The 11,643-nt window shown below is 71.0% G+C and carries 7 protein-coding genes; 4 read left to right on the forward strand and 3 right to left on the reverse strand.

Translation table 11 applies throughout. From position 1 onward, the window contains the following. The first annotated feature begins 330 nt into the window (after positions 1-330). Complete coding sequence (locus VGN45_RS12510) at positions 331-2,445, forward strand: malate synthase G (RefSeq protein WP_327462963.1); 2,115 nt, start codon at positions 331-333, stop codon at positions 2,443-2,445. A gap of 73 nt (positions 2,446-2,518) precedes the next feature. On the opposite strand, the gene VGN45_RS12515 is transcribed toward VGN45_RS12510, so the two are convergent. The 3 genes from VGN45_RS12515 to VGN45_RS12525 form a co-directional block, all read right to left on the reverse strand. Continuing rightward, positions 2,519-3,889, reverse strand: coding sequence for an HlyD family type I secretion periplasmic adaptor subunit (locus VGN45_RS12515; RefSeq protein ID WP_327462965.1), 1,371 nt, complete (start codon positions 3,887-3,889; stop codon positions 2,519-2,521). Continuing rightward, positions 3,886-5,616 carry a type I secretion system permease/ATPase gene (locus VGN45_RS12520; RefSeq protein ID WP_327462967.1) on the reverse strand — a complete coding sequence of 577 codons (1,731 nt, stop codon included), beginning with the start codon at positions 5,614-5,616 and terminating at the stop codon, positions 3,886-3,888. Before VGN45_RS12520 ends, VGN45_RS12515 begins: the two co-directional genes overlap by 4 nt. Positions 5,617-5,695: 79 nt before the next feature. Further along, on the reverse strand, positions 5,696-6,931 hold the full coding sequence (locus VGN45_RS12525) for an ammonium transporter (protein ID WP_327462969.1): 1,236 nt from the start codon (positions 6,929-6,931) through the stop codon (positions 5,696-5,698). Here VGN45_RS12525 and VGN45_RS12530 point away from each other — a divergent pair. The 3 genes from VGN45_RS12530 to VGN45_RS12540 all read left to right on the forward strand — a co-directional run bounded on the left by VGN45_RS12530 (position 6,930) and on the right by VGN45_RS12540 (position 11,594). Next, positions 6,930-7,199 (forward strand): hypothetical protein, encoded by a 270-nt coding sequence (locus VGN45_RS12530; protein ID WP_327462971.1) that lies wholly within the window; start codon positions 6,930-6,932, stop codon positions 7,197-7,199. The genes VGN45_RS12525 and VGN45_RS12530 overlap by 2 nt on opposite strands. Positions 7,200-7,258: 59 nt before the next feature. Beyond that, positions 7,259-10,087, forward strand: a complete 2,829-nt coding sequence (locus VGN45_RS12535; RefSeq protein WP_327462973.1) for a pitrilysin family protein — start codon at positions 7,259-7,261, stop codon at positions 10,085-10,087. A gap of 61 nt (positions 10,088-10,148) precedes the next feature. Further along, positions 10,149-11,594, forward strand: coding sequence for an aldehyde dehydrogenase family protein (locus VGN45_RS12540; RefSeq protein ID WP_327462975.1), 1,446 nt, complete (start codon positions 10,149-10,151; stop codon positions 11,592-11,594). Positions 11,595-11,643 lie beyond the last annotated feature (49 nt).

Raw genomic sequence — 11,643 nt, forward strand, 5'->3', positions numbered from 1 at the left:
AGCAGCGGCCCTATGCGGTGGTTCCGGCCACCTCGGACAGCTCCTGATCAGACGAGCCGCGCGGAGCGTCGTCGCGAAGCCGAAACGGTAAACTCAATCCTCATCCGGGCTCCGCGCCCGGCGCTCCGCCCGCCCGCCCCACCTTCCGCCATTCGGCCGAGGGCACCTCCGCTTGCGCGTCGGCGAGAAAGGAGCGCGGACCTCCAGGTCCGCGAAGCCCCCCACCGCACGCCGCGGACGGCGACGTCCGCGCGCCTCCGCGGCGCAGAACCCCTCGACTTCCCCCACGTCATCACGGAATGTTTCAGCCGAGCCAGCCATGGAGCCTTCATGCCGACCCCCGACCGCGCCGGACTTCAGGTCGACGCCGAACTGGCCGCCTTCGTCGAGCAGGAGGCGATGGTCGGGCTGGGACTCGATCCCGACGCCTTCTGGCGCGGCGTGGCCGACATCCTCGGGTGGGCCACGGCGCGCGGGAGCGAACTGCTGGGGATGCGCGACGACCTGCAGGCGCGCATCGACGCCTGGCATGAGGCGCGAAAGGGCGCGCCGCACGATCCGGCGGAGACGCGGCGGTTCCTGACGCAGATCGGCTATCTGGTCCCCGAGCCGGCGCCCTTCACCGTGGCCACGACCGACGTCGATCCCGAAGTGGCCACCCTGGCCGGGCCGCAGCTGGTCGTGCCGTCGCTGAACGCCCGCTTCGTGCTGAACGCCGCCAATGCGCGGTGGGGCAGTCTGTACGACGCGCTCTACGGCACGGACGCGCTGGGCGATCTGCCGCCGTCCGGGCCCTACGACGCGGCGCGCGGCGCCCGCGTCGTGGCCCGCGCCAAGGCGTTTCTGGACGAGGCCGTGCCGCTGGAAAGCGGATCCTGGGCCGAGCTGCGCGACCCGCACCTGAACGGGATCGCTCTCGCCGACCCGTCTCAGTATGTGGGCCAGACGGACCGGGGCCGGATGTTCCGCCACCATGGCCTGCACGTCGAGGTGATCTTCGACGCTTCGCACCCCATCGGCGCGACGGATCCGGCCGGGATCGCCGACGTGGTGCTGGAAGCGGCCCTGTCGACCATCGTCGATCTGGAGGACTCCGTCGCCGCCGTCGACGCGGCCGACAAGACGGCCGCCTATCGCAACTGGCTGGGCCTGATGCGCGGCGATCTGGTCGAGACCTTCGACAAGGGCGGCAAGGCCCTGACGCGCGAGCTGGCGGCAGACCGCGCCGTCACCCGCCCCGACGGCTCGATCCTGACCCTGCCCGGCCGCAGCCTGCTGTTCGTGCGCAACGTCGGGCACCTGATGACGACGCCGGCAATTCTGCTTCCGGATGGGTCCGAGGCGCCGGAGGGGGCGCTGGACGCGATCGTCACCGCCCTGTGCGCCCTACACGACCTGCGCGGTCTCGGCCGGTTCCGAAACAGCCGAGCCGGCTCGATCTACGTCGTGAAGCCCAAGATGCACGGGCCGGACGAGTGCGCCTTCACCGACGATCTGTTCGACCGGGTCGAGGATCTGCTGGCCCTCGCCCGCCATGTGATCAAGGTCGGCGTCATGGACGAGGAGCGTCGCACCTCGGCCAATCTCGCGGCCTGCATCCACGCGGTGAAGGACCGCATCGTCTTCATCAACACCGGCTTCCTCGACCGCACGGGCGACGAGATCCACACCTGCATGCGCGGCGGCCCGGTGGTGCGCAAAGCAGACATCAAGACCTCGGCCTGGATCGCCGCCTATGAGGCGCGCAACGTGGCGATCGGCCTGGCCTGCGGGCTCGGGGGTCGGGCCCAGATCGGCAAGGGCATGTGGGCCGCACCGGACCGTATGGCCGAAATGCTGGATCAGAAGGCGGCGCACCCGAAGACCGGCGCCAACACCGCCTGGGTGCCTTCGCCCACCGCGGCGACCCTGCACGCCCTGCACTACCACCGGACCGACGTCTTCGCCCTGCGCGACCAGATCGCGGCCCGCCCCGTGCCGTCGCTCGACGACCTGCTGACCCCGCCGCTCGCGATCGGCCGCAACTGGGCGCAGGCCGAGGTCATCGAGGAGATCGAGAACAACTGCCAGGGCCTGCTGGGCTACGTCGTGCGCTGGATCGATCAGGGCGTGGGCTGCTCCAAGGTGCCCGACATCCACGACGTCGGCCTGATGGAGGACCGCGCCACCCTGCGCATCTCGTCCCAGCATCTGGCCAACTGGCTGACGCACGGGGTGTGCACGCGCGATCAGGTGGAGGCGGCCTTGCTCAAGATGGCGGCCAAGGTCGACGCCCAGAACACGGCCGACCCGCTCTACCGCCCCATGGCCCCGGACCCTGACGCCAGTCTGGCCTTCCAGGCCGCCCGCGCCCTGGTGTTCCAAGGCGCCGTCCAGCCGAACGGCTACACCGAGCCGTTGCTGCACCGGTTCAGACGGGAGGCGAAGGGAGGGACCGGGGACTAGGGATTAGGGAACAGGGAGGGGGCGGATCACAAGGCGGGCTATCAGCGGAACCGTTCATCCCTAGTCCCTCACCCTACTGCTCGCTGCCCGAACGCCACAGGCCGCGCATCAGCGGTTCGAACAGATACTGCAGCGCCGTCCGCTTGCGGGTCAGGACCACGACCTCGACCGGGGCGCCGGGCCGCACGGCGCTGGCGGCCCGGCCCAGCTTGGCCACCTCGGCCTCGGGCACCACGATCTCGGTGCGGAACCAGCGCCGCCCGCTCTGTTCGTCGGTCAGCACGTCCGCCGAGATGCGGGTCACCCGTCCGACCAGTCTCGGCGGATTGCCCTCGCGCAAGCCGGGGAACATGACCTGCGTCGACTGGCCGACTTCCAGATTGTCGATGAAGGTCGGATCGACCTCGGCCACGACCACCGGGCTGGCGTCCTCCGGCACGATCTCCATCAGCGTCTGACCGGCCTGGATCACCCCGCCGGGCGTGAAGATGGTCAGGCCCACGACCTGCCCCCCGACCGGGGCGCGCACCTGGTTCCGCGCGATCTGGGCGCGGACCGAGACAAGGCGCGGCTGAAGCTCGTTCAACTGCACCTCGACGGTCTTCAGCTGGTCGGCGACGTCCTCGTTCATCGTCGTGCCGACCGAAGTCATCTGCAATCGCGTCTCGCCGATCTGTTCGCCGACCCGCGCGATCTGGGCGCGCAGACTGCCGTCCTCGCCGTCCAGCTGGGCCGCCTGCCGCTCCAGCGCCCGCACGCGGCTGAGCGGGGCATAGCCCTGCTCCGCCAGTCGGCGCACGTCGGCCAGTTCGTCCTCGATCAGGCGGCGCTGCTCGGCATTGGCGGTCAGCTGGCGCTGAAAGCCCGCCTGCTGCTGCTCCAACTGGCTGACCCTCTGCGCCAGAACCCCGCGCTCGGTCGAGCGACCGCTGCTGCGCGCGCCGAACTGGCGGCGTTGCAGGCTCAGCGCCTCCTCGGCCAGGGGCACGTCCTCGGGCGGCAGGGTCGCGAACTCCGGCGGCGTCGGCACCGAGCCCAGACCGTCGCGCTCGGCGATCAGCCGCGACCGCTGGGCCAGGAGCGCCAGCACCTGTCCCGCCAGACCGCGCTCCGTGGCCTGCAGTTCGCCGCCGGCGACTTCCATCAGAATTTGCCCGGCCTTGACCGTGTCGCCCTCGGCCACGCGCAGGGCGCTGACCACGCCGCCGTCGCGGTGCTGCACGGCCTGCCGGTTGCCCGACACCGCCACCTGGCCGGTGGCATAGGCGCCGGCGTCCAGCGGGAAGAAGGCCGCCCAGCCCAGGAACAGCACGAAGAAGGCCACGATCACCGCCAGCCCGATACGCATCTCCAGGCGCGGCGCGTCCGGCAGGGGGGCGTCGGCGGTCGGGGCCGGGGGCGTGGTGGGGCCGGGCTTCAGCGGGGGAAAGGACAGGTCGCTCATCGGCCCGCGGTCTCTTGCGTCGTCGGGCCGCGCATGCGGGCCAGCACCTCCTCGCGCGGCCCCTCGGCCACCACCAGGCCTCCGTTCAGCATCAGCAGGCGGTCGACGCGCGCCAGCACGCCCGCCCGGTGCGCCACGATCACGACGGCCGCGCCGCGCGCCGCGGCGTCCTTGACCGCCGCCATCAGCGCCGCCTCGCCCTCCTGATCCAGGTTGGAGTTGGGCTCGTCCAGCACCAGCAGGACCGGATCGCCGTACAGCGCCCGCGCCAGCGCGACGCGCTGCGCCTGACCCGCCGACAGCCCGGCGCCGTAGGGGCCCAGGACGGTGTCGTAGCCTTCGGGCAGGCGCAGGATCATCTCATGCGCCCCCGCCGCCTGCGCCGCCGCCACCGCCAGCCGGTCGACCTCGGCGGGCGGGGCCCCCACAGCCGCGGCGAAGCGGCTGACGTTGTCCTTGATCGTGCCGGCGAACAGGCTGGGCACCTGCGGCAGATAGCCGATGTAGCGCGCCAGCTCGTCGCCCTCGCGGGCGTCGAACTCGGCCCCGTCCAGGCGCACCGTGCCGACCGTGGGCTTCAACGCCCCCGCCATGGCGCGCGCCAGCGACGTCTTGCCCGACCCCGACGGTCCGACCACGCCCAGCGTCTGGCCCGGCTCCAGCTTCAGCGAGACGCCGCGCACCTGCGGCTGCTCCGTGCCGGGCAGGCGCACCGCGACGTTCTCCAGCGCCAGCCGACCGGCCGGGGCGGGCAAAGCGGTCACCGGGCGGTCGACGTCGGCCGTGCCCTCGAACAGGTCGGTCAGCGTGTTCCACCCCGTCCGCGCGGCCACCAGCGAGGGCCAAGCCCCGACCAGCAGCTCGATCGGCGCGACGGCGCGGGTCAACAGCACCGAGGCGGCGATGATGGCCCCCGGCGACAGCTGCCCCTCGACCGCCAGCCACGCCGCAGCGCCCAGCGACAGCGACTGCAGCAGCAGGCGCAGGAACTTGATCGCCCCGGTGTAGCGCCCGCCGGTGAACTGGGCGTCGGCCTGGCGATCGGCGGCGGCCTGACGCTGACGAACCTGCCGCGCGATGCCGGCGCGGCGCATGCCGAGCGCCCGCACTACCTCCGCCTGCTCCGCCACGGCCTGCTGGGCGGAATAGGCTTCGACCTGGGCGTCGTGGGCGTGCTTAAGCCGCGGCCGCGCGTCGCGCTCGTTCATCACCGCCAGAACGATCAGCACGATCGCCCCGACCAGCGTCAGCACGCCGATGAGCGGATGCAGCAGGAAGCATGCCGCCAGATAGATCGGCGTCCACGGCGCGTCGAACAGCGCCAGCACGCCCTGACCCGACACGGCGGTGCGCACGGCGTCGAACTCTCGCAGGGCCTGATTGCCGCCCGCCTTGCCCGGCAGGTCGATCATCCGCGCCAGGATGCGGTCGGCCAGCTGCCGATCCAGCCGCAAGCCGGCGCGCACCAGAATGCGCGTCCTCAGCCAGTCCAGCGTCGCCAGCGTCGCCAGTGCGAACACCGCCACCGCCGTGACCAGCAGCAGCGTCGTGATCCCGCCCGTCGGCACCACGCGGTCGTAGACCTGCAGCATGTAGATGGTGGGCGTCAGGTACAGCAGGTTGACCAGGGCGCTGAACGCCGCCGCCCAGATCAGGTGGGTCCGACAGGCCTTCAGCGCCTCGGCCAGGGGCTCGACGCCCGGTCGGTCCGGCAACAGCTTGAACACGCACGCATCCGTCAGCCGCCCGACGTCCGGGCCTTACGCTCCACCATAGACCCGCCGAAGTCGGCGGAACAGCGGCAGATCAGTGCAGGCTTTCGCCGTGCAGGGCGGAGTCGAGGCCCTCGATCTCCTGCTCCTTGTCCACCCGCAGTCCGGTGGTGAAGCGGCAGATGAGCAGGATCAGCCCCGTGCCCACCGCGCTCCAGGCGATCACGGCCGCCAGTCCCAACGCCTGTTTGGCGATCGTGGCGCCGTCCGCCAGGCCGTTGATCGACGCCGTGGCGAAGACGCCGGTCAGCAGGGCGCCGACGATGCCCCCCATGCCGTGCACGCCGAACGCATCCAGGCTGTCGTCGTACTTGAGCCAGTTTTTCAGCTTCACCGCCCCGAACCAGCAGGCGGCCCCGGAGAGCACGCCGATCACCATGGCCCCCTTTGGATCGACGAAGCCGGCGGCCGGCGTGATCCCCACCAAGCCGCCGACCAGTCCCGACAGCATGCCCAGCAGGGTGGGGCGCTTGTGATCGATCCACTCCACGACCAGCCAGCCCAGCGCCGCCGCTGCGGCCGCCAGGATGGTGTTCAGCGCCGCCACCGCCGCGATCCCGTCCGCCGCCCAGGCCGAGCCGGCGTTGAACCCCATCCAGCCGACCAGCAGCAGTCCGGCGCCGATCGCCGTGAAGGCCAGATTGTGGGGCGCCAGATTGTCCCGCCCGAAGCCGTGCCGCGGCCCCAGCACCAGGGCGCAGACCAGGCCTGCCACGCCCGCGTTGACGTGCACCACCGCCCCGCCGGCGAAGTCCAGCACGCCCGCCGCGCCCATCCAGCCGCCGCCCCAGACCTGGTGCGCGATCGGCGCATAGACGATCAGATGCCATAGGGCGAAGAACAGCAGCGAGGCCGAGAACTTCATGCGCTCGGCGAAGGCCCCGGCGATCAGGGCCGGCGTGATGATGGCGAAGGTCAGCTGATAGGCCACCCAAAGGAACTCCGGCAGGGCCGGAGCCAGCGAGTGGGCGGTGTCGATCCGGACCCCGTTGAGCAGGGCCACGTCCAGCCCGCCGATCAGGGCGTTGCCGCTGCCGAACGACAGCGAATAGCCGATAAAGAACCAAAGCACCGTCACGACCATGAAGGCCGCAGTGGAGTGAGCGACGGCGCCGATCACGTTCTTGCGCCGCACCATGCCGCCGTAGAACAGCGCCAGCCCCGGCAGGGTCATCATCAGCACCAAGGCGGTGGAGGTCAGGATCCAGCCCGTCGCGGCGGGGTCGATCTCGAGCACGGCCTGATGCGGCAGCAGGGCGGCGGGGGTCATGGGCGGCGACGTCTCCGAAGGCGAGGGCGGAAAGGTCGGCCGCGCCGTCGATGCGGGCCGCGGAACCGGAATGGAGCCTATCGCGGCGCAACAGGCAAATCATTTCGTGTGCGGCGCACAATCGTCCGCACCGTTGCAGCTTGGCCGGTCGTTCGGTCGCTCCTCGGCAAGAGCGCACCTCGGCCATTCGCGGTCGCACCTCCGCAATCGTCTTGGTTACGAAATCGCAATGTTCGAGGCCTTGCGCGGGCGCGACGCGGCGGCATGAATGCGGAACCGCGCGCGTCCTGCGCCCTTCACGCCGTGCCTTTGTCCAGGGGGATCATCATGAGCCTGCCCACCCTTCGCCGCCTGCTGATCGGCGGCGTCTGCGCCACCGCCCTTCTGTCCGGAGCCGCCGTGGCCCAGGAGGTCGATCCGAACTCCACTTCCATCGTGCCGGTCGCCACGGTCGAAGAGGCCGAGCCGGCGTTGCAGGAGCTGCCGCCCCTGCCGGACGTGCAGATCCCCTACACCCGGTACGTGCTCCCCAACGGTCTGACGCTGATCGTGCACGAGGACCGCAAGGCCCCGATCGTGGCGGTCAACATCTGGTACCACGTCGGGTCCAAGAACGAGCCGACCGGCCGCTCGGGCTTCGCCCACCTGTTCGAACACCTGATGTTCAACGGGTCGGAGAACTTCAACTCGGACTTCTTCAAGGCCACCGAACTGCTGGGCGCCACCGACCAGAACGGCACCACCAACCGCGACCGCACCAACTATTTCCAGAACGTGCCGACCTCGGCGCTGGACTCGCTCCTGTGGCTGGAAAGCGACCGCATGGGCCACCTGCTGGGCGCCGTCTCGCAGGAGCGCCTGGATGAGCAGCGCGGCGTCGTCCAGAACGAGAAGCGTCAGGGCGAGAACCAGCCCTATGGCCGCGTCTTCAACGAGATCACCGACGCCACCTATCCGGACGACCATCCGTACGGTCACACCGTCATCGGCTCGATGGACGACCTGAACGCCGCCGACCTGCCGACCGTGCAGCAGTGGTTCCGCGACTACTACGGCCCGGCCAACGCCGTGATCGTGCTGGCGGGCGACATCTCGCCGGAAGAGGCCCTGCAGAAGGTCACCTACTACTTCGGCGACATCCCTCCCGGCCCGCCCGTCACCCAGCCGGAGCGCATGATCTCGCGCATGAGCGGCGAGCAGCGCGAGGTCATGTACGACCGCGTCGGTCAGCCGCGCCTGTACAAGGTCTGGAACGTGCCGCCGGCGGGCGACCCGGAAACCGAGCACCTGGGCCTGATCGCCCAGGTCCTGACGTCGGGCCGCAACTCGCGCCTGTTCAAACGGATGGTGTTCGACGACCAGACCGCGACCGGCGTCGGCGCCTTCGTCAACGAGGGCGAGGTCGGCAGCCAGTTCATCATCACCATCACCGGCAAGCCCGGCCAGGACCTGGCCGAGCTGGAGGCCGTGGTCGACGAGGAACTGGGCCGCCTGCTGCGCGACGGCCCGACGGCCAATGAACTGGAGCGGGCCCGCACCTCGACCGGCGCCGGCCTTGTGCGCGGGTTGGAGCGCATCGGCGGCTTCGGCGGCAAGTCCGATCGTCTGGCCCAGGGCGAGGTGTTCCACGGCAATCCCGACCACTGGCGCGAAAGCTATGCGCGCCTGCTGGCCACCCGTCCGCAGGATCTGGTCGCCGCCGGCCGCGAGTGGCTGACCGACGGGTCCTACACCCTGGAAGTGCGTCCCTTCCCGAACTACGCCGCCGCCGCGACGGGCGCGGATCGTTCGGCGATGCCGACCCCGGGCGCGACGCCGACCGCCAACTTCCCCGCGTTCGAGCGGTTCGAACTGTCGAACGGCCTGGACGTCGTTCTGGCCACGCGCACCGGGGTGCCGACCGTTTCGATGAATCTGATCGTCGACTCGGGCACGGCCGGCGAGGGCGCGGAGAAGGCCGGCCTGGCCGTCCTGACGCCCCAGGTCATGACCAGCGGCACGGACGACCTCGACGCCCTGGAAATCAGCGACCGGCTGCAGTTGCTGGGCGCCACCCTGGGCGGCAGCTCGGGCGTCGATGCCACCAGCATTTCCATGACCGCCATCGACTCGCGACTGGAGGAGTCGCTCGACCTCTACGCCGACGTCATCCTGAACCCGGCCTTCCGTCAGGAAGACTTCGACCGGGCGCGCGTGCAGCAGGTGGCCGGCATCCAGCAGGCCGACCGCAACCCCGGCGCGGTGGCCAACCGCGTCCTGGCCGGCTCGCTGTACGGGTTCGAAAACCCTTACGGTCGGCCCAGCGCCGGCACGGAACAGACGGTCGCGGCCCTGACGCCGGCCGACGCCGAGGCCTATCACACGGCCTGGTTCCGTCCGGACAACGCGACCCTGGTCGTGGTCGGCGACGTCACCCGCGCCGAACTGACGCCGCTGTTGGAAGCGCGGTTCCGCGGTTGGACCGCGCCGGCCGCGCCTGTGCCGCAGCGCCAGACCGCCGCCCCGGCCGCCGCATCGACGGGCCCGGTGATCTATCTGGTCGACCGCGCCGGTCCCCAGTCCACCATCACCGCGGGCCGCTTGGTGCCGGCTCTGGATCCGGCCACCGAACCGGCGATCACGACCATGAACACCGCCCTCGGCGGCGCCTTCACCAGCCGCATCAACATGAACCTGCGCGAGGACAAGGGCTGGTCCTATGGGGCCGGTTCCGGCGTCCGCGGAACCCGCGGCGAGCGTCTGTTCCTGGTCTCGACCGGGGTGCAGTCCGACAAGACGGCCGAGAGCGTTCTGGAAATCGACCGCGAGCTGACCGAGGTCCTGACCGGGCGTCCGATCACCGACGAGGAACTGGCCGCGCACAAGTCGAACCTGATCCTGGGCGCCGCCGGTCAGTGGGAAACCAACGCCGCCGTCTCGGGCGATCTCACCCAAATGGTGGTGTACGGCCTGCCGGAGGACTACTTCGACCGCACCACCGCCGGCATCGCCGCCACCACGCCCGCGACGGTGACCGAGGCCGCCCGGACCATCGTGGGCGATGGGCCGACGGTGTGGGTGGTCGTCGGCGACCGCGCTGTGCTGGAGCCGCGCCTGCGCGCGCTCAACATCGGCGAGGTCCGCGTGGTGGACGTCTACGGCCGTCCGGTCCAGTAAGGCGCATCCAGACCCGGTCGGTTCGCGCCGGCCGGGTCGCCCGCCCTTACGGACCCTCGCCATGACCGACGCCCCGCTGGACCTCCATCACTGGATCGGGGGCAAGCGGGTCGCGGTCGACCGCCCGTCGGAACGGCGAAATCCCTCCGATCTCGACCAGGTCGTCGCCCGTCTCCCGGACGCCGGCCAGGCCGAGGTCGACGCCGCCGTAGCCGCCGCCCGCGCCGCCTTCCCGGCCTGGAGCGAGGCGTCGCCCGAGGCGCGGGCGGACGTGCTGGATCGCGCCGGCCAGATCCTGTGGGACCGTCGCGAGACCGTCGGCCGCCTGCTGTCGCGCGAGGAGGGCAAGACCCTGGCCGAGGGGATCGGCGAGACTGGGCGGGCCGCGCGCATCCTGAGATACTTCGCCGGCGAAGCGGTGCGCCTGCACGGTCAGGCGCTGGACTCCGTGCGTCCGGGGGTCTCCGTGCGCACGCGGCGTCGGGCCGTGGGCGTGTTCGGCCTGATCACGCCCTGGAACTTCCCCATCGCCATCCCTGCATGGAAGGCGGCGCCGGCGCTGGCCTTCGGCAACACCGTGGTGATGAAGCCCGCCGGTCCCACGCCCGCGACGGCCGAGGCTCTGGCCGCCATCCTGCACGAGGCCGGTCTCCCCGACGGCGTCTTCAACCTGGTCATCGGTCGCGGCCGGGTGGGACAGGCGCTGGTCGACCATCCGGACGTCGACGGAGTCAGCTTCACCGGCTCTCAGAGCGTCGGCGCGGGGGTCGCCGCGGGCTGCGCCGCGCGCCAGGCCCGCTGCCAGCTGGAGATGGGCGGCAAGAACCCGCTGGTGGTGCTGGACGACGCCGACCTCGATCGCGCCGTGACCGTGGCGCTGGACGGGGGCTTCTTCTCCACCGGCCAGCGCTGCACCGCCTCCTCGCGCCTGATCGTGCAGGACGGCATTCACGACCGCTTCGTCGCGGCGCTGGCGGAAAAGGCCACGGCCCTTCGCGTCGGCCACGCCTTGGACCCCCAGACCCAGGTCGGCCCCGCCGCCACCGACGACCAGATGGAGACCGTCCACCGCTGGATCGAGACCGCCCGCGACGAGGGCGGCCGCATCGTCGCCGGCGGCGAGCGCCTCAGCCTCTCGCCCCGCGGCTGGCACGTGCCGCCGACCCTGATCGTCGACACCGTCCCGGACATGGGGATCAACACGAACGAGGTCTTTGGGCCCGTCGTTTCGGTCGTGCGCGTGAAGGACTATGAGGAAGCCTTCGCCGTCGCCGACGCGGGCGAGTTCGGCCTGTCGTCGGGCATCGTGACCACGTCGTTGAAGCTTGCGACGGATTTCCAGCGCCGCATCCGCGCCGGCATGACCATGGTCAACCTGCCCACCGCCGGGGTCGACTATCACGTGCCCTTCGGCGGCACGAAGAAGTCCAGCTTCGGCCCGCGCGAGCAGGGCTACGCCGCCGCCGACTTCTACACCTGGACCCAGACCGCCTACGTCTTCGCCTGACCAAAGAAAACGGCCGGTCCCGAGGGACCGGCCGCGTCTCAGGTCGTTC

Source organism: Brevundimonas sp., assembly GCF_035999125.1.
Taxonomy (GTDB): Bacteria; Pseudomonadota; Alphaproteobacteria; order Caulobacterales; family Caulobacteraceae; genus Brevundimonas.